The sequence below is a fragment of the Pseudomonas taeanensis MS-3 genome (assembly GCF_000498575.2).
Taxonomy (GTDB): Bacteria; Pseudomonadota; Gammaproteobacteria; order Pseudomonadales; family Pseudomonadaceae; genus Aquipseudomonas; species Aquipseudomonas taeanensis.
The window spans coordinates 46763-65803 of record NZ_AWSQ01000007.1 but is presented as its reverse complement, the minus strand read 5'-3'; the positions used below and the strand labels follow the sequence as shown (position 1 = coordinate 65803).

The following is a 19041-nucleotide window of genomic DNA, read 5'->3' as shown; positions in this document are numbered from 1 at the left end:
GCTTTTGCCCAGGTTATCCCCGTGCCGTGTACGGCACGGGCCGAAACGCCAGCAACTCGGTCGAGGGCGGGATGCGCTCGATCTTCAACAGGTACCCGGGTAACGGCTGGCGAACCACCAGCGCACGCAGGTCGAAGGCGAAGTCTGAGTAGCGCGCTGCGCTGCCCGATTTGCGGTACAGGTGCCGAAAGTCGAACTGCCAGCCGTCCTCCTGACGACCACCGTGCTTGCGTACCAGGCGGTACAGCCAGCGCTCGATGGCGCCGGTGAGGCGGAAGTAGCCTGGGTCTATGGTCAGCACCAGGGCCTGGTCGAGCACCCCGCTGTAGAACCAGTCGGGCAGGATCAACTCGATGCCAAGTGGCCGCCCGTCCGCCGCGGCGAGCTCCTTCCACTCGTTGATCCAGGAGAACCGGTGCAGCCGCCGGCCGGTGGTTTCGCGAATCGAGGTGGCCACGCTGGTGGACTGCAGGCGATCCAGGGCGGCTTTCAGGCGCTGGTAGTCGCGCAGCGAGGTGCCACGACCGATGAAGCGCAGGATCTCGTAGGGCGTTGCCCGCATCAGCCGCGAGGTGGGAATCCCCGCATCGCGCGCCTCGACGATCTGGCTGGCCGCCCAGATCAGGATGTCGGCATCCCAGATCGTGGCGATGCCATGCTCCAGTGTGCCCTCGACCCGCACCGTCACCTCGCCCGCTCGAAAGTCGATGGGCACCGTGCGCCGCGACTTGGCCAGCGAGAAGAACGGATGCGCCATCAGGTCCTGGGCGTCGCGTGGAGCCATGTCGCCCGGCAGGGCACGGAATAGATCCAGCTGTTCGCTTTGCGCCTGCTGCATGCGCTTGCAGTGGTTCATGGGCAGAGGCGGCTTCACTGATCATAGCGGCTCGCTCCCTGGTGGCGCTCGAGGTACTCGGGATCGAAGGTGGTCTCAAAGCTGCGCGCATCCGCCCAGCTCTCGAGATCGGCCACGGCGTACATCACCCGTCGGCCGAACTTGCGAAAGCGCGGCCCGCCGCCGATCACCCGCTGCTTTTCCAGCGTGCGCGGCGAGAGGCGCAGGAAGTCCGCTGCTTCGTCGTTGGTCAGGTAGCGAGGGGCTTGAGCGGGGTTCTGGGTTTCTCCCGTGTTATCGCGCGCTGACGGGCTCATGGCATGCGACGTCGGCCCGGCCTTGCGGTGGTGGGGCGAGTCTAGATCGACGAGGCGAGGATGCCTGTGCAACTCGGGTGTATGCGACATGGTGGGTCCTCCGTTGAGTTGGGAGGTGCACCGTGCGGCAGCCGTCGCGCTCGATCATGCCGGGTTGTGTCAAAGCGAATACGGGGGTGAGCAGAGCTTGGATTGATGCGTGCTCAGTCTGATCTCTGACTGAGCACGCCCGACTGCGATGCGAACGGCGATGGCCGGAAGGTATTTGGCGCGCTGGAACATGACCAGCCCTGCGGATCTGCGGCTTTACGCTTTCGTGCAAAGCCGGCAATACGTTTGCCCGCTTTTCTGTAAAACCGTAGAAGCGCAACTCAGGATGCCCACAAATCCGTAGATCCGTGAAAGCGGATTAGCGCATCTGTGCGGATACGTGATGCCGTAAATGTCCGAATGCTCGGCCTGATTGGGTTAGCTGCTTGCCCATGTGGCGGATGTGATGACAGCAGCTGATCTCCTGACCATCAGCGGCAGAGGATCGGTTTATGGGCGGGGCGCGCGGGTGGCCGCAGGGCAGGGGCGCAAAAAACAAGAGCACCGGGGGTAAACCCGGTGCTCTGCGATTACCCTACCTGTTCCAGAAAACATGCACCTGCTCGAAGCCGGTCTCGAGGGTGAACACGTCGCCGTTGTACTCCATGTCGCGGGCCATGGCGCGATAATCGATGTATTGAGCCAGGTGCTGGGGAATAGTGCTGGTTTCCTCGGTCAGTTCTTGTGCGTAGTCGGCCAGCGATACATGGCAGCCGCAATAGGACTCTTGCGCCGCTTGGCGGGCATCATCAAGGTCGTTGAAGTGGGCGAGAAGCTCGCCGCCGAAGTCCGGGTATTCTTCGATAAAGCAGGCGATCTTGTGGGCGGATTGGATGCCTTCGTATTCGCCAAGGCTGTAACCGTTGAAGCCCTCGTAATCGTGTATGGCGTACTCCTCTGCACCATCAACAGGGGAGCTGGCCAGCATGGCGTTGATCTGCGTCTGAATGTCGTCGGTGTCCAGGGTCGCATCGATCCATTCGCCATGCAGATGGCCCGCGTTATAGGCGGCAAGATCGGCTACGTAGATTCTGATTGCTTGGCTCATAGTCTTCGGCTCCTTTCGTCGTCAGGGTTCTGCGCTTTGCGTCGCGCATGAACCCCTGCCGACTAGGGCGACTAAGGCCGTCGTGAAAAAATCCAGAAAAATCGCGGAGGCTCCGCCCAGCGCAGCGGCCGGGTGGAAACCGTCTATTTATCTTGATTTTGAGGGGGCAAGAACCCCTGCTGTTAGAAAGGTGCTGCGTCACACACCGTGTGGAGACAGCCCACCCAGCAGGTCGATGCATCGACCTGCTGGGTCCATACGGAACGATGCGAGCAGTAACGCAGCAGTAACAGGAGAGCCGACAATGCAGGTTCAAAGGCTCAATGCTGCATCCTTGATTAGCTCGCCGCTCCACTGTGGCGAGCACAAGCGCTGATGGATGCGGCTGAGGAAGCCGACTTCGAAGGCCCGTCTCTCTATGGCGCAAGGCAATAGATCGCGCTCGGCGATCATAACGGCCCAAAGCCAGCCGCTGCGAGCATTGTCGAGCCAGGTCTGGGCGAAGCTCACACCTTGGTTGAAGGCCTGCCGACAATCCGCTGCCCAGATGACCTCCATGCCAGGATGGCCATCATGCGGAGGAAGCAAGGTCATGATGCCTTTACTCATGGCTGACACCTCCTCGCGCTTCGGACAGCGCGCGCCGGTAGAGCACAATCATCTCGTCGAGTAGATCCTGGGCGGCATAGGTCGCAACTCGCAGCCGCAGATTCTCCGGCTGGAAGCCATCCTGCCCGGACATCTGATCGAGTAAGTTGCCCAGCATGGTTGCGCGCAACTCGGCCGCAGCTTCGACCGGAAGAGGAGAGGGCTCGGATTCGTGCAGCGGACTCGGCCGCCATGGAAAAGGGACAACGAAGGTTTCGAACTCAGCCATGGCGCACCTCCAGAGTGGAAGTGAACAACAGGACCAGAAGACCAAGGCGGAGCTCTTGGGTAAAAAAGGGGTAGCGCATTTTCCTTATGCTCCTCAGACAATTAAGGAGCCGCCTACCGCCGTTGCTACACGGTAATGGTGGCGGACCGTACGGGGGTAGCAAACCGGCGTCCGAGGGAACCGGCCAGGCCGAAGCCTGCCCCGCACGGCCCACCATAGAAATGCAGCGGCCAGACACATGACTGTGTCGACCGCAATGCTATGGCGCTACCGCGCCCCGAACGATTCAGGTTGCTACACCCGGCCATGGGATTGACCACGACGGACGCACTCTAGCCTGAGGGTTTCAGGATGGCAACCTACTGTGGAGTAGTTGTACCTTGGGGCATCGACATGAGAAATATGTGATGGGTAGTGAGGCCTATCCAAATACGGCCATGACCTTCGAGCAGCTGAAACGCCAAGACGAGGCCTTGCGGCGCATCGCCGAACTAGCGCGTGGTCGCGGTCTGGTTGCGCACGGCACCCGCTACGCGGACAAGAAGCCCTGCCCAAGCTGCAAGCCATGCACGACGGGCTACGGTTGACGCGGCAAAGCGTAGCCAACGGCAGTGCCCTCGCCAGTACCATGGACTACAGCCTGAAACGCAGGGTAACTCTGTCGCGCTATGCGAATAGCGGCACCCTGCCGATCGACAGTCCCGGTAGAGAGCATAATCCTGCCGATCGCGGGGGTTAAACAATTTGTTGTTTACCGGCTCAGGGCGCGCCGCCAGGCGCAAGGATCCGCTGAAAAACTACCCGTCTGGCCCAACAGCCGAATCGATGACCTATTGCCCTAGGATCCTTAGCCTTAGCAAAGGTGGTGCGGCTGTACGCTCACGGATTACCGCCCAATCTATTGTTTACAAAGATTTTCCTGGCTGGGCGAGACAAAATCTTTACCCATATGGATACAGTGGATACTGTGACGGGTACTGCACTAAAATCAGTCTGCGGTACCATCAGGGATGGCCTCATGTTGTGTTCGTTGCGATGCGAAACGCCCGCTCAGAGCCTTTCTCACTACCTCAGAGCCGGGAGTGGGCTCTGATGCGGTGTGCTTAATATCTCTATTTGACGAGCACTAAAGGAACGGAATGAGTGGAGTATCGGTAGGGGATCTTGTGTGCTCCAGCCATTTTTCCGGCATAGGGAAATTGCTGAGAGTGGATCACGAAGGCGGTGAGTGTGAGGTCGGATTCTTTGAATCGCCATTAAATCCCCAGGCCAGAGTGGCTAATGTCGATAGCGCTTTGCTTAAGAGAGCACAACTGTTCGAAGAGGCAATTGTTTACTGTCAGGACCGCGCTAGTGGCATCTGGAGAAGAGGGCGTTACGCGGGCTCTCGTCCGGGTGATCGGCATTTAGTTATCTTCCGAGCAGATGGTGATCAGGAGGACGTCGATCTCGATGAGATTCATTGCCTTAACGTTGGGCCTGGCGGGCTACTGGACCCAGCGTGCTTTTTGGCTGATCGCGCCAATGATGCACCGTATTTTTGCTCTATGCGGCATGACTTTCTGGCGGCTTATATCGAGCAGCGCGCAGCCTGTCGCTCAATTTCAGCTATTCCCAGCAGCAGTGTGGAGTTGGAGCCCCATCAGATCGCGGTAGTGCGGAGGGTGCTGCAGGATCCAATACCCAAATATCTATTGGCAGATGAAGTAGGGCTCGGCAAGACCATTGAGGCCGGCATGATCATCCGTGAGCATGTGCTGGAGAAACAGCACGATGCGAGAGTGTTAATCACGGTGCCAGCAGCTCTTGTCGACCAATGGCGTGAGGAGTTATCTGGTCGTTTCCATCTGGGAGATCTGCTAGCTAGCTCGGCAGAACCCTTGCGATTGATCCGAATTTGTACTCATGAACAAGTGAGTAGTGCGCTGGGAGGGTGGCAACCTACCTTATTTGTTGTGGATGAGGCTCACCAAGTTGCGCCCTGGGCATGGGATCAACAGCCTGCCGCCCGCGAACGCTTCCGCGCTGTGGCTGAAGGTTGCCAGGCAGCTTCTGTTGCATTGCTTCTCTCGGGTACCCCATTAAACGGTAATGAGAAGAACTTTCTGGCGATGTTGCATTGCCTTAGCCCTGAGGCTTATGAAATCTCAGAGGAGGGCGTGCGCCGCTTCACCGCCCAAGTGGCTGAGCGGGAATTGGTTGGTGGTTGGTACAGCGCCCTGACAGCAGGCAACTCCAACGCGGCTTTGGAGCAGATCCTTCAAAGCTTGGACAGTAAGTTCCCTGAAGATCAGGTGCTGCACTCGATAATTAAGGAAACCCTTCCTCTAGTGGATTTTTTTGCCGAGCAAGACGGCGATTTAAGAGCCCAGAGAATCCAAGCTTTACGGCTCTATGTGGGTGAACACTACCGCTTGCATCAGCGCATGCTGCGTAACCGCCGCGAGTCTCAGCAACTGGCATGGTTGTTTCCTGGGTTGGCAGGTTTGAGCCGCAGTTATTGGCCAGTATCGGCGCGAATGCCGTCTTTAGATTTGTTGCTGGAGGAGTATCGCAGTCAAGCAAGTCGTGACTCCGATGAATTTCTGGCGATGAGTTCAGAGGTGTATTTGCAGTGGGTAGATGATCTATTGATCAGCCCTTTTTTGGTCGGGCAACGGGCTCTGCATGCCAGACAGCATCTAGCTGGGTCGCTGCGGCAGGCCGAACAAGAACTGCTTGATGATATAGCGCAGCAGGCCCATCGCGAGCAGGCAGAGAAGGATAGTTGTCTGGTCGAAACCATGCAGACTTGGCTTGCTGATCACAAAAGCGGTAAGGCCGTGGTGTTCTGCAGTGCTGAGGAAGTGGCTCAGCATGTATTCACAGTTCTGGCTTCTGAGTTAGGGGTGGCGGTTGAGCGTTATATCCCTGGGCGAGAGTTGCGATTCGTCCTGCCTGCGAGTTCCGTAAGGGTGCTGGTTTGTGACCATCGCGGTGAAGACGGTCTGAACCTGCATGGCGGTCAGCGCCTCGCTGTGCATTACAGCCTGCCGCGCTCATTCAGTCGCATCGAGCAGCGACTCGGGCGACTGAATCGTTACAGCGCCAACTTGGTTGGGGTGCGTCCGGTAGAAAGTTTGGCGCTACTTCCTGCACATGACGGATTGATTAGCCGCTGGGTCGATGTCTTGGATCTGTCTGTGGGCTTATTCAACAACACAGTTGCCAGTTTGCAATATGTACTGGAGGAACACCTGGAGCAGACCTGGAAAAAAGTAGCGTTGTCGGGTGACGAAGCACTACTGAGCGGTGCGGCAGGCTTAAGTGGTGATGATGGTTTGCTTGTCCGTGAGCGCCGTCGAGTGAAGGTACAGGAAGAGTTGCTGACGCTAGACGATGAGGTCAGTGAAGCCAAGGAGTTCGCCGAACGGATAGCTGACGCCGACGAGTCAGCTGAAGAACAGGCCAAGCGGATGTGCGCATGGATGACTAAGGGCCTGCAATTTAATTTTGAGGGTAACCTGCAAGCTCCTTTTAGGCTTCGATTCGCCGTGGAAGGTTCGCGTCTTGCAGCCAAGACACTAGTGGACGTCCAAACCTTTGTTGCCACTTGTCTGACAGGTATCGACCCCGAAAGCGGCAATCCACCGGCAACGGCACCGATGAGTTTCTCTCGAATTCAGGTGGCCGGCCAGTCAGGTGTGTACCCATTTCGCTATGGTCAACCGTTTGTGGATTCCATCTATAACCTGATTACGGTTGATTCGCGCGGCGCTACAAGTGCTTTTTTGCGCGTACTTGAAAAAAGCAGTTTAAGTGCACCAAAAACATTCTTCCGCCTTGATTGGTTGGTAGCCGCTACGAAGCCTGGGGCTAGTCGCCTGGAGCAACTCCGTGGCGATGAGTTGATGACACCTTCAGTGCAGAGCCATTGGCTAGCGGAGGATGGCAGCCTAGTGGTTGCTGAGAGCATGTTGAAGTCCTTGGAGTGGCCTTACGACAAATCAAATCCCGGCTTTCAAGATATCAATCTGCGCAGTGACGTTTGGCCTGAGTTGGAGTCCTTGTTACCTGCAGAGCATTGGAAACGAATGATCTTGGAAATCGCTTCCAGAAGTCGTCAACAAATTCTGGATGATTTGGCCCAGACGCAGATTTTTTCGTTTGAACCGCAACTGCATCTGCTGTCGATGCAGGCGGTAGTGGTGTGCACGAAAAAAATGCTGAGAGAGGGGTGATGCAAGCGCAGTGGAATGCACTACAAGCAGCATTGTTGAGTCCTGGCCTTGTGAGTGAGCCCGGTGCTCTGTCTGAATCATTTTTCATTCGATTGCTAACGGTTTTGCGGGATTGGAAATCAGGCCCGGCTGACCGCGCAACTGTGTGCCGGGATGCCATAGGTTGCGCATTGGCGAACAACATCGTCGAGCCTGTGTTGCAGCTACCTACCAATGCGGTTGATTCCTTGTCTCTCAGCCGGGCCGGTCTAGTTCAGGATTTCATGACCGGACATGTACGGATGGTAGAAGTTCTGGATGATGCTGCGCTTGCTGTTTATGGGCATCGCCCTCGTCGTCATCTTAAGGCCGTGCCAATGGATGTAGCTCTCCGGCAGAGGCTTAAGAATGAGCAGTTCGCTTCATACCAGGGGCTTGGGCAGCAAGCAGCAATACGCACCGTCTTAACATCCCCTCCTGACAGTACGCTGATCATCAACCTGCCAACTGGTAGCGGGAAGACCCTAGTCATTCATGCGTTGAGCCTGTTTGCGGGCAAGCAAAAATTGGTGTTGGTTATTGTGCCAACAGTGGGACTGGCGCTGGAGCAGGCAAACCGCGCTGCTGAGGTGCTTAACCGTGCTGGTTGTTGTCATGGAGGAAGTTATGCCTTGTATGGCGGTCAGGCTGAGGCTGAACACCAGCAAGTCCTTGAGCGACTGAAAGAAGGTAATCAACGTATTTTGTTTTGTTCGCCGGAGTCAGCTATCGGAAAGTTGCGCCCGGCACTGTTCCGCTTGGCACACCAAGGACAATTGGAGGCGCTAATTGTTGACGAGGCGCATATTATTGACCAGTGGGGGGCTGAGTTTCGTCCGGAATTCCAATTGCTGGCACCGCTGTTTCGTTCGCTGAAGGAACATTCACCGACAGGCATACGAACAGTTTTGATGTCGGCAACATTTAGTGAGTCGTCCCTGCTGTTATTGAAAGATTCGTTTCTTCTCGAAGACGAACAGGCTATTGAGATTCACGGCAGTTTTTTACGCCCAGAACTGAATTTCAATCTACTGAAAACTGTTGGTCCTGAAGAACATACAGTCGCTGTTCTAGATGCAATTAGGCGTTTGCCTCGCCCATTAATTTTGTACACCACTAAGAAAAAAGAGGCCGAGTTTTGGAGGGGTTTACTGCTGAAGCAAGGGTTCGCAAGGCTTGGTTTGTTCCATGGGGGAACCCCTGCGAATCAACGTGACGACTTGATCCGTCAGTGGGTGAATGACGAACTAGATATCATGGTTGCGACTTCCGCATTCGGTGTCGGCATGGATAAGGCTGATGTGCGGTCGGTATTGCATGCATCAGTACCGGAAAGTTTGGATAGGTTTTATCAAGAGGCTGGTCGCGGGGGGCGTGATGGTAATGCCTGCTGGTCTTGGCTGATTTATTATCCTGAGCAATTGCATCTTGCGAAAGGCCTCTCACAAGAGAAGCTGATTTCTACAGGTTTAGGTTTGGAACGTTGGAATACGTTGTTGAAAACCCGAAAAATCTGCGGTGATTTCTTGACGGTTTCATATTCGGCTCTGCGTCGAGGCGTGCATCGGCATAGTGAGAGTAATGAAAGTTGGAATGTCCAAACCCTGCTGTTAATGCAGCGTGCGGGGTTGATCCAGTTGTTTTTTCCTCCACCCGAACCACCACAGTTCGAAGGCGAGTTAACCCCAGAAAACGTGCAACAACGGGACATGTATTTTGATGAATATTACGATCGGATTGGCGTTCAAATTCAAGTTGATACCCATCGCACAGTTGGAGCGTGGCAACTAGTAGAGCAAAGACGTAATCAGGAAAAGCTAGCAAGGGCCGCAGGTTTTGCACGTTTAACCGGATGGCTAAAGGAGCCAAAGCAGCGATTATGCGCGCTGTTAGGCGATTTTTATCGACCAAGTGGCGTCGTGCCGGAGCAAAGTTGTGGTGGTTGTCCAGGTTGCCGTGATCTTGGGCGCCCGGTTTTCAAGCCGACGCTAGGAATCTCTTTCGAGTTACGCGGGGTTTCACTGCCTCAAGTGCCTAATTGGATGCCCACCTCACAGTTGTTGCGTGTTCGCTACAGACCTGAGTCTTACCTCCGAGTGACGGTCAAGGCGATGCTGCATGAGTGGCGTATTTGGTTGCAAACGCTACTGCGCACCAGGCATGTTCAGGCCGTGCGGGCCAGTCGAGTCGTGCTAGACGAGATGTATCAAAACGAAGCACTAAAGACGTTGCCGTTCTGGTGCTCACTAGAGCCACAAGACCACGCTGGGCCTTGGTTGGAGTTGGCCTTGTTAATGCCCGGAGAAACGCATTTACCTGCGACTGAGTTTGATCCGCCTCCCCGAGTGATAGTCGCCCCCGCGGGTACGCCGGATCCGCTGATGCCAAACCGCACTTGGTGGGAAAGTCGTCCGGACAGTCGGGAATTAGAAAGTTTTGCGAAGGAGTTTGCGTAATGTCGATGGTAAATAATGCGCATCCAGGCAGTAGTTTGAGTTTATTGCACCTGATTGATCGCGTGCTGCTGCGAAAAGGTAAGTCTGTAGCGCGTACTGAGATTTTAGAATTATTAAGACCGGAGTTTTTACCAAAGTCAGATAATGCTGAATGGCGTTTTGAAAAAAATTTAGATTTTTGGATAAAAGAAGGGCTGTGGTCGGAAGATGAGAGTGGAGTGCTTACTATACCTGTAGATGCGACAGAAAAAAATCTGCCGGAAAGAGTATTGGCACTAATAGTTGTTAATACAAAACAAGCTACAGATCAATCGATTTTAGATGATAAGCGCGTAGAACCATTTTTTCGGGCTATGACCTGTCTATTGGCACAGCAAGCCTACACATTTATGGGCGGCGAGGTAGTAGAACCTGGCAAGAATGGTAATGCGCAAGAAGCAGTCAATAAGTGGTTGCCAGGTGATCGAGGTCTAAATCTATCTAACGAATTGACAATATTTTTACAGTATGGTGAGTTTCTTGGGTTCCTCGAACCCTTTAAAGAAGGCTATATCCTTGATCCAACTCGTGCAATTGAACCTTATTTAGATCTCGTATTTGGCGGTGAGGAAAAATTATCGCTAAAAACCTTTCTTGGAAAACTGTCCGAGAAAATCCCATTGCTAGACGGTGGGCGCTTCCGTAATTTGCTCGAGCCTTTAATGCAAGAGTTAGGCTGGCATCCTCATGGGGCTAATCAGATTAGTCCGGCGCTAAGTCACGCTCTAGTGCGATTAGAGAATGCTTTCCGATTGCGCTTTGATAAGGCATCTGATGACGGAAATAGCATGCAGTTACAATTGCCTAATGGCGTTATTCGTCATGTAGGTGAGGTTTTTTACATCCCCGAGGTAACAGTATGAGTTTGATTAATTACTGGCCTCGGTCTGAGTGTATTAGACAATGTATACGTACTGAGGCAGAGGAACTTGCAGAGCATGTTCTGCTAGCAGTACATGAACCCATGCAGTTGCTACGAGTAGGGTCTGGTGAAGATGAACTGTGCAATGAAGAGGACTTGCTCAAGCACTTTCTGTCGGTGGAGAGACCGATCCCCGTAATCGGAAAGTCCGGAGTAGGCAAATCTCACCTTATTCGCTGGTTGGATGCCCAACTAAAACTGCACCCTGATTATGCGAATTGGCACGTTGTGCGGATTCCGAAAAATGCCAGTTTACGTCAGGCACTTGAAATATTATTGACCGGGCTTGAAGGCGATGACTTTGATCAAGCACGTAAGCGGATTAATTCCGTAGGTGAGCAGTTAAAAACGGAGGAAGTCGCAGATCTGTTGTTGACCTTTATGTCGCAGCAGTTGCAAAGGTTGCGTCAGAGTGCATCTTTAGAGATGCAAGCACTTCGTGAGCGACCAGAGGATCGTGAGAAATTAACTTGTTTGCAGAAACAACGGTTACAAGATATTCAAACGTATACGCTTCCGGGGCGAGGCCTCTCTGAGTTAATTACTGACCCTAATTTTAAGAGAGATTTACTCGCCCCCAAACATTGCATATACGAGTCAGCCAGTCGCCTGACGCAGGGGGCGAATGATGAGGAGTTAAGTGACAACGATTACGAGATCAAGGCCAAGGATCTTGATTTCAGTTTTAACTTGGATGACTTATCACTCAGTGCGCGTCAGTGTGTTAGTCAAACTCGGCTGAATACTGAGTCTGACGCTAGAGAGAGTGCTGCACGAGTTTTGAACGAGGTGCTTGGAGAGTCCACCCGTACTGCTTTCCAACAACTATTTCAGTTCAATAGCGGCAGTTTTCAAGATTTATTTAAGAGTATCCGTCGCTCATTAAAACTACAAAATCGTACGTTGGTGGTTTTAGTCGAGGACATGGCTGCCATTTCCGCTATCGAAGATGTATTGATTGACAGTCTGCTGGAAGAGTCTATGCGCGATGGCGAGCAGGAATTGTGCATGTTGCGCTCAGCTATTGCTGTGACTAACGGTTACCAGGGCTATTTACGCCGCCAGGATACGATTAAAACCCGTGCTCAATATGAGTGGAACATTCTCGAACATGGCCTAGACCGCGCGCAAACTTTAGAGCGAATTACCGATTTCTGTGGCCGTTATTTAAACGCCGCTCGATATGGCAGTTCGGCCTTGAAAGCCTCTTGGTCAGACCGGCATGAAGGTGTCTGGCCACCTACTTGGTCTGACCCAGATGATGATGGTGAGGAGTTAAAAGCGTTCGGCGTTTCGCCTTCTGGCACACCTTTGTTCCCCTTTAACCGAAATGCCATTGCAGCTCTTGCTGATAAATTTTGTCGTAAGGGCGATGAGGAGCTAAAGTTTAATCCTCGTCAAATCTTAAATGAAGTTCTATTGCGTACACTGCGTGATTATCGACACTTATGCCAGACTCAGGAATTTCCGCCGGCTGAATTTTCCGGGGTTAAGGTTAGAGCAGGTCTGTTGAGTAGTTTACAGAAAATTGAATACGCTGAGCGATGCAAAACTGTCGCGGCAATCTGGGGGTATGACAGTACCTCCATTGAAGATTTACAAGGTAAGTTAGATAGGCGAGTTGCCAGTGTTTTTGGTTTAGACGGACTAAGCGCGATACTTAAGAACGGAGAGTTTTCTCCGGTGATGGGTGTGAGTACCGCTTCTTCTGCTCAAATAGGTGAAGTCAAACAAAATGCTAAACCACTTGTATTCCCGGTCAAGACTGATCCAAACCAAGAGAAGCTATACCTATTGGAAGCGTCGGTCACCCACTGGTTTCAGGGTAAGCAAAAGCTAGGGCAGAATGAAGCGCGAGATTTACGATCTGGTCTTTTGCGTATGTATGACTTGTATTCCCATTCCGATTGGGTCGGTGTGAGGGTAGTTCCGACTCTAAAAATTAAAGGTGATATAGATATTCCTCTTGCTATGGGCAATATTTTAGGTAGCAGGGTTAATTTCTTTTTTGAAAAGGATTTAAAGAACCCACAGAAAGTAGCATTTCTGCAGAGCGTAGCACTTGCAATATTGCGTTATGAGGTTTTTAATCCGAAATTTGTTCGTGCCGTTGATTGGAACTACCCCAATGGATTTGAGGACTATTTGCTCTATCAGAGTTTTGCATCGCGATGGGTCCCTTATGTGGTGCAAACGTTGGTAGATGAATCACGGGGAACTCTGCCAAGCTTGATCGGCGAACAACTGCAGTCCGCGATGTTGCTTGGGTTAATGGCGGATAGTGCTAATGATCGTCAGCGTTTGAATGAACTGCTTAGAACGTCTGATGAAATTAAATCTCTAGCGGTTGCTATAGACTCTCCTGAGTTAAAGCAGGCGCGCGCTCAAGCGCTAGCGGTTTGGGATGACCAGCGCGATGCCTGGTTGAAATTAGTTTCGTATAATGATCATGGGATGGATGGCGATCTATCGCTCAAAGCGTTTAAGGCGGCAAAGAGAATCCCTAGTGCCTCGTTAATAAAGTTATCTGAGGCAGTTTATAAGTTTTTAGAGCCATCTATAAAGTGCGTTGAGGTGTTAGATGGTTGCACTCGGTACGAAGATTTTTGTGCCTTGCTGGAAAAAATGTCTTCTTTAGTTCGAGACGTCAGTACTGATGGAGATTTTTATCCTGTAGAAATTCCTAACGGTAAAAAAATGCAGGCTTTGCTTGTTGATTTAAATGCTTCTGAATACTGGTTTGTAGTTAAGGGGCTTGTTGGGTTTCGTGATGAAATTGATGTTGTTAAACGCTTTCAGAGTATTAATAAAATCAACAGTACACACCTTGAAAAGGTGGTGACGGTTTTCGGGTATTGGCGTGTTTTTTATAACTACGTAATGCCTAAGATAGAGAGTCTGAATAAGCAGGGGAATATCGATATTCTCAAGCAGTCTCAAAATAGTATTACTACCTTGGTCAATGATTTGTTGAAAACAGTAATTGATTTGCAGGAGGCGAATAATGAGTCCGCTTGAGCATCAGATCCAATCACTCCGAAGCGAGCAACAGTTACGTCAGTCATCAGAGCAATCTCATGAGGCTATTAAGGACTGTAAATTCATTCATGCGCGTTTCCAAGATATTGCAAATAGTCTAAAAGCGAAGAAGCACGTCACGGAGGTGCTTAAAGCTTTGCCGCAAGACGCGCCTGAGGCGATGCAGTTGAGTGCCGAGACGCAGCAGCAATGCAACAAGGCAATAACAACTTTAAATGTTTTTGCCGCTGTTTGGCAGCAGAAGAAATCTGCTGCCCTGCAGGATGATGCACTTGATAATGCTCACGCAGTGCTTGAGGATTTGGACTCACAATTAGAGAAGAAAGTGTGGTCTTGCTGGAAAGCCTGGACTACGCAACTGGACAATTCTTGCAGAGTCGAACAGGTTTTACTTGATACTCAGCGTGGTATTCCAGGTGTTGATCAGTTTTATACGGAGTATGTAGCTCTGCGTGCCAAGTTAATGGCGGGCACTAAGATACTTCCGGAAAACGTCTGGGTAATACAAGACCTTGCGAAACTTGCCGAAAATATGCGGCAAGTGCACGAGCAGATGGTTTTCGATCTTCCTGTAGATGTTAGTAATTTTTTTAAATATCTTAACCAGTCCGGTAATAGAGCCCAGGCACCCTTGTCGATGCTGACATTAGAGACTTTGCAGTGGCTTATGGAAAATGAGCAACTTGGTCAGTACACCGTTAATCGGAAGCTTTACTGATGAGCATTACGCTGGGGCAGTTGCACGCTTGCTTGGATAAACTAGAAGAGCAGGAAACACACTTGCTGGCTTGGGGTGATACCGGCGGCTTCTTTAGTGTCGATGAGGTGCTCACTATCTTAGAAGGAGTGCTTCCCGATTATGATCCTTACGATGTACTGATGGAATTAACCGAGCATGCGATGCTTATCCAAGCGCCGCACCCTGAGGGTCTGACCAATGTGTATCGCACGCGCATGAGCGAGGCCGCGCACCTATACCGCAATCTGCGTCAATGGTTCTTAGGTCAGTCGCTTGATCGGACTCGGACTCTGGTATCGGATTTTCGTTTTGTTCGGCGTCCACGCAGTTATCCCAAGCGGGATCAGGATGTAGCCAAACTGCTGCGGCATTGGTTACAAATACCAAAGCTACGAAATCCTCAGTATCTGAAATCAGCAATCGATCTGTTACTTGATCCAGACAGCAACCTGCGCTTGGCTGGCTTTCAGACTCGCGCAACAGTGCGAATCCTGCAGGCTTGCAGTGAGCAGCGTGAAGGTACTAGCCAGGCTTCTGGCACCATTGTTTGTGCCGGAACCGGTAGCGGTAAAACGCTGTCGTTTTATCTGCCAGGCCTTGCATCACTGGTAGCGAATTTGTTGAGTAACGCCACGCCGCGAGTAAGAATCCTTGCAATTTATCCGCGTAACGAACTGCTCAAAGACCAGTTTATGGAAGCTTGGGGTCAGTGCCGTAAACTTGATGGCCTTATGCAAGCCGAAATCGGGCGGAAAATACGTATTGGCGCTTTGTATGGTGACACGCCATACACCTGGAGTGTTGCCGGGAAGGATTACAAAACTGGGCAAGCAAAACCAGAATTTGACCTGCTGCGCTGCTCAACAAGTAGTTGCTCTGGGCAGATGCAGTGGCATGCAGAGCATGAAGAAGTAAAGTGCAGTCGTTGTGGGCATAGAGTTTCGAGTGAGGAGGTCGCGCTGACCCGCAGTTGTCAGATAACCGTGCCTCCGGACATTTTATTTACCACCACCGAGATGCTCAACCGCAAGCTTGGTGACTTCAGTTGTAACCATCTATTTGGGGTGGGTTCGCCGGCAGGTCCAATGTTGGTTTTACTTGATGAGGTACACACATACGGCGGTAGCAGCGGAGCTCAGGTCGCTTATTTGCTCAGGCGCTGGATGACGCGTGCTCAATGCCGCCCCCACTTTGTTGGCCTATCTGCAACCCTGACAGATGCCGCGCGTTTCTTCGCCGAGTTGGTCGGAGCACGCCAAGAACATGTTGAACTGGTCGAACCACTGCCTGATGAAATGGTTGATGAGGGCGCGGAGTACCTAATGGTGCTCCGCGGCGACCCCGTTTCCCAGACGGCATTGCTCTCGACCACCATTCAGGCTTGCATGCTCACTAGGCGTATTTTGGATGCGCGCAAGAGCCGCTCACGCGGTACCTGGGGTAGTAAAACCTTTGTCTTTACTGACGACTTGGATGCAAATAACCGCCTGTATCATCAATTGGCAGATGCCGAGGGTTGGCGCACCAGCAGGTGGGGACTTAAGGCTCATCATCCCTCGCTTGCTAGCCTGCGTGGCCCACTGGATGGCCAGGATGGTGAGCAAGTTGCAGTTCATCCTCATGAGCGTATTCGTCTGGGGCAAGACTGGCGAGTAGGAGTAGACGTAGGTCATTATTTGCCGGATGAGGCAGATCGTGCCGTAATCGGACGTACCTCGAGTCAGGATGCCGGGGTAGATACTGACGCGGAGATTGTTGTCGCCACGGCCTCACTCGAGGTGGGCTTCAATGACCCGGCAGTAGGGGCAGTTCTGCAGCACAAGGCACCGCGGGATGTTGCATCCTATTTGCAGCGTAAGGGCCGTGCAGGTCGCTCGCGTACCATGCGCCCTTGGATGTTGGTAGTCCTCTCCGAGTTCGGTCGTGATCGAGTTGCATTTCAACGCTACGAAGAGTTGCTTAGCCCAGAAATTAAGCGGCAGGGTCTACCGCTGCACAACAGCCATATTCAGAAAATGCAGGCGGCTATGGCACTGCTTGATTGGCTAAGCGCGCAGTTAGGCAGTGGGGCCGTGTGGACGATTCTACGTAAGCCACAAGAAAAGTTTAATAAGAGTGGATGCAAAAAATTACTGACAATGGTCGAACAGTTGCTACAGTCAAGTAGCCAACAAGATCAGTTTAAAACCTATTTAAAAGATGCATTGCAAGTTGATGATAATGTGCTGCAACGTATTCTCTGGGCCTCGCCGCGTTCGGTAATGCTTGAAGTGCTGCCTAGCTTGCAGCGCAAACTGGTTACCGATTGGAGCGCTAATGGCAAGGCCTGGGAAGATATGCCTAAAGGTAGTTCGCCGCTCTCGGAGTTTATTCCTGAGGCGTTGTTTGCCGAACTCAGTTTACCGAGTGTGTTTATTGCGCTGCTGCGCGGGGTAGAGGGGCGTATCGAATGGACGGATTTACCCATTTTTCAAGCTTTGCGCGAGTTTGCTCCAGGGCGGATTTCTAAGCGATATGCCATCGACAGTAACCTTGATGCTGACTGGCTAATCCCCGCAAATTTTGTTCCTGAACCTGACGCCACCCAGCAGTCCGGGTTTGAGGTCTGTGAGGCTTTTGGCGAGCAGTTACGCGATGAAGGCTCAGTTGGTAGTAGCGTTGCTCAGCCTTTGACAGTACTGCGTCCCAGTGAGGTCTATACCCGCCGTCTTGAACCGAAGTTAAATCTAACTGAGAAAAGCAACGCGCGACTGGTATGGCAGGCCGAGTTTCGTATTCCGTCAGAGACGGAGGTGCATGAGCCTCCTGTTGGCAGTTGGGGGAGGCATCTGACCGATGTGACTTTCTGTTTGCATCAGCAAATGACTCCTTTGGAGGTGGTGCGTTTTAGCACTGCGGCGGATGCCACTTTACGGTTTACTAACGGTGCAAGTACACGGGCTAGATTTGACTGGCAGCGTAGTGGTGAACCTGTTGCTATCGGTGCTCGGCAGTGGGTCGATGGTGTGCGTTTGCGATTTCGGATTAGCGATCAAGTGATTGCCGGTATGTTGGAAAACCAACAGGTTTTACGTGGACTCCGCCCGATATTCTTTCGGCATCTTGTTGATCAACTAGATATTTTTTGTGGTGATCCGTTCAAGGCAAATTGGATTGCAGAGTGTTATTTAGCCGCGTTGGCCGGAGAGTTGCTTAATCTGGATCCTACAGAACCTGAACGATTAACCAGTGCGCTTACTAGTTTGCACACGGATGCCGGTATTGAGCGTTTGCGCATAACTCCACAGAGTTTGTTCCAACCCGATGAGCAGTTGGACTCTGTGCAAGAGCAAAAATTGCAAGCGGATTTGCGTGAGTTGCTAGCGCGAGATGATCTGCTCATCGGCCTACAGGAGTGCGCCCGTGCACTGTGGTCGGATGTAGATGTGCTATCTGAACTGCCCCTATGGAGTCGTACATTGCTAGCCAATACCCTGGCTGCCGCTGCCCAGAGAGCAATGTGCGTGCTGTTGCCAGATGTTGATGAGCGGGTGGTATTGGCCGATGCGTTATGGCTGGAGGACTGCCTAGAGGTCTGGTTGAGTGAGGCGGAGGCTGGAGGAAACGGGATTATAAGTCGCTTGGAGCAAGCATATTTCGAGGATCCGCTTCGTGTTCTTAATACTCTCGCGCGTAGCCTACAACCAGGTGACTATGAGCAGATCGATTTTGATCTGTACCAATTGCTGGAGCAGGTCGTCCCAGGGGGCCGCCTGGCCGATGCACTAGCCGCGGTGCGAGGGGCCGGTGATTTGCAGCAACGCCGTGATGCCAATGCAGAGTTGCACAGGGTGCTGCTCTGCGAGGGCTTTACCCTGAGCCACAGTTTCTTGAGTGTGTTGCATTCGAGGGCTTTAAGGCCTGGCAGCAATGACTCCACTGACGCAGATTTGCTTGATTTGCTTAGCAACTGGCGAGCGTTGGAGGCCGATAGCGGCATTGAGTGGGGCCTGAATATCGCAGCCCATGCGATGGCGGCGAAAGAACTGGGTAGGCAGGCATCCCCTGTTGAGGTGTTCCAAGGGCTTTGCCGAAATCAGGGATTGTTGTGGCCCCGTGGCAATTCCATCCGTCAGTCTGAATTAAGTTACTACAACCCATTCCAAAACGGTGTTGCTACTACCGAGCGCTTGCTTGGCAGTTTGCTGTTTGCCGAGCAACAACCGCATGTTCAATTTTCTCCTGATTATTTGGCAGAGTTGCACAAGGCGTTATGCCGAGCAGGGCGTGCAGACCTGTTACTGCCGCGTGCGCAGATCACCAAAGTCTCGCAACTGATCGCAGAGATTCAGTTGCAGCCTGTTGATCACTCGGGGCTTTGGTTGTATCCGCGCATCGGGGCTATGACTCGGTTGCAGGATGGTTTGGTATTGCGCGTCGAACTGGCCGAGGCCATTTAATA

13 protein-coding genes are annotated in these 19041 nt (G+C 52.3%); 8 read left to right on the top strand and 5 right to left on the bottom strand.

All coding sequences use genetic code 11. The annotated features are described in order from the left end of the window. Window positions 1-13 precede the first annotated feature (13 nt). From TMS3_RS19700 to TMS3_RS19680, 5 genes are all read right to left on the bottom strand, one after another. On the bottom strand, window positions 14-856 hold the full coding sequence (locus TMS3_RS19700) for a replication initiator protein A (RefSeq protein ID WP_025167016.1): 843 nt from the start codon (window positions 854-856) through the stop codon (window positions 14-16). Between the two features lie 14 nt (window positions 857-870). After that, window positions 871-1152, bottom strand: a complete 282-nt coding sequence (locus tag TMS3_RS19695) for a helix-turn-helix transcriptional regulator (protein ID WP_321163856.1) — start codon at window positions 1150-1152, stop codon at window positions 871-873. Window positions 1153-1777: 625 nt separating this feature from the next. After that, window positions 1778-2290 carry an antirestriction protein ArdA gene (locus TMS3_RS19690; RefSeq protein ID WP_025167014.1) on the bottom strand — a complete coding sequence of 171 codons (513 nt, stop codon included), beginning with the start codon at window positions 2288-2290 and terminating at the stop codon, window positions 1778-1780. Between the two features lie 312 nt (window positions 2291-2602). Then, complete coding sequence (locus tag TMS3_RS19685; protein ID WP_025167013.1) at window positions 2603-2899, bottom strand: LasR-specific antiactivator QslA; 297 nt, start codon at window positions 2897-2899, stop codon at window positions 2603-2605. Beyond that, on the bottom strand, window positions 2892-3167 hold the full coding sequence (locus TMS3_RS19680; RefSeq protein WP_025167012.1) for a hypothetical protein: 276 nt from the start codon (window positions 3165-3167) through the stop codon (window positions 2892-2894). Before TMS3_RS19680 ends, TMS3_RS19685 begins: the two co-directional genes overlap by 8 nt. 380 nt (window positions 3168-3547) lie before the next feature. On the opposite strand from TMS3_RS19680, the gene TMS3_RS19675 reads away from it, so the two are divergent. The 8 genes from TMS3_RS19675 to dpdJ all read left to right on the top strand — a co-directional run bounded on the left by TMS3_RS19675 (window position 3548) and on the right by dpdJ (window position 19039). Continuing rightward, window positions 3548-3754, top strand: a complete 207-nt coding sequence (locus TMS3_RS19675) for a hypothetical protein (protein ID WP_152985533.1) — start codon at window positions 3548-3550, stop codon at window positions 3752-3754. Beyond that, the gene (locus tag TMS3_RS26080) at window positions 3733-3906 is read left to right on the top strand and encodes a hypothetical protein (protein ID WP_407691630.1); all 174 of its coding nucleotides are present in this window, start codon (window positions 3733-3735) and stop codon (window positions 3904-3906) included. The genes TMS3_RS19675 and TMS3_RS26080 overlap by 22 nt, the downstream gene beginning before the upstream one ends. Before the next feature lie 400 nt (window positions 3907-4306). Then, the gene (gene dpdE / locus TMS3_RS19670) at window positions 4307-7387 is read left to right on the top strand and encodes a protein DpdE (RefSeq protein WP_025167010.1); all 3081 of its coding nucleotides are present in this window, start codon (window positions 4307-4309) and stop codon (window positions 7385-7387) included. Beyond that, the gene (dpdF, locus tag TMS3_RS19665) at window positions 7357-9861 is read left to right on the top strand and encodes a protein DpdF (protein WP_152985532.1); all 2505 of its coding nucleotides are present in this window, start codon (window positions 7357-7359) and stop codon (window positions 9859-9861) included. The genes dpdE and dpdF overlap by 31 nt, the downstream gene beginning before the upstream one ends. After that, window positions 9861-10763: a protein DpdG gene (gene dpdG, locus TMS3_RS25130; protein WP_152985531.1), complete on the top strand. Its 903-nt coding sequence runs from the start codon at window positions 9861-9863 to the stop codon at window positions 10761-10763. Before dpdF ends, dpdG begins: the two co-directional genes overlap by 1 nt. Next, window positions 10760-13840, top strand: coding sequence for a protein DpdH (gene dpdH / locus TMS3_RS19660; RefSeq protein ID WP_268788225.1), 3081 nt, complete (start codon window positions 10760-10762; stop codon window positions 13838-13840). Before dpdG ends, dpdH begins: the two co-directional genes overlap by 4 nt. After that, entirely contained in the window at window positions 13827-14579 is a 753-nt protein-coding gene (locus tag TMS3_RS19655; RefSeq protein ID WP_025167007.1) for a hypothetical protein, read from the top strand. The genes dpdH and TMS3_RS19655 overlap by 14 nt, the downstream gene beginning before the upstream one ends. Beyond that, a complete protein-coding gene (gene dpdJ / locus TMS3_RS19650; protein ID WP_029866501.1) occupies window positions 14579-19039 on the top strand; it encodes a protein DpdJ in 4461 nt (1486 codons plus the stop codon). Before TMS3_RS19655 ends, dpdJ begins: the two co-directional genes overlap by 1 nt. The last annotated feature ends 2 nt before the right edge of the window (window positions 19040-19041 follow it).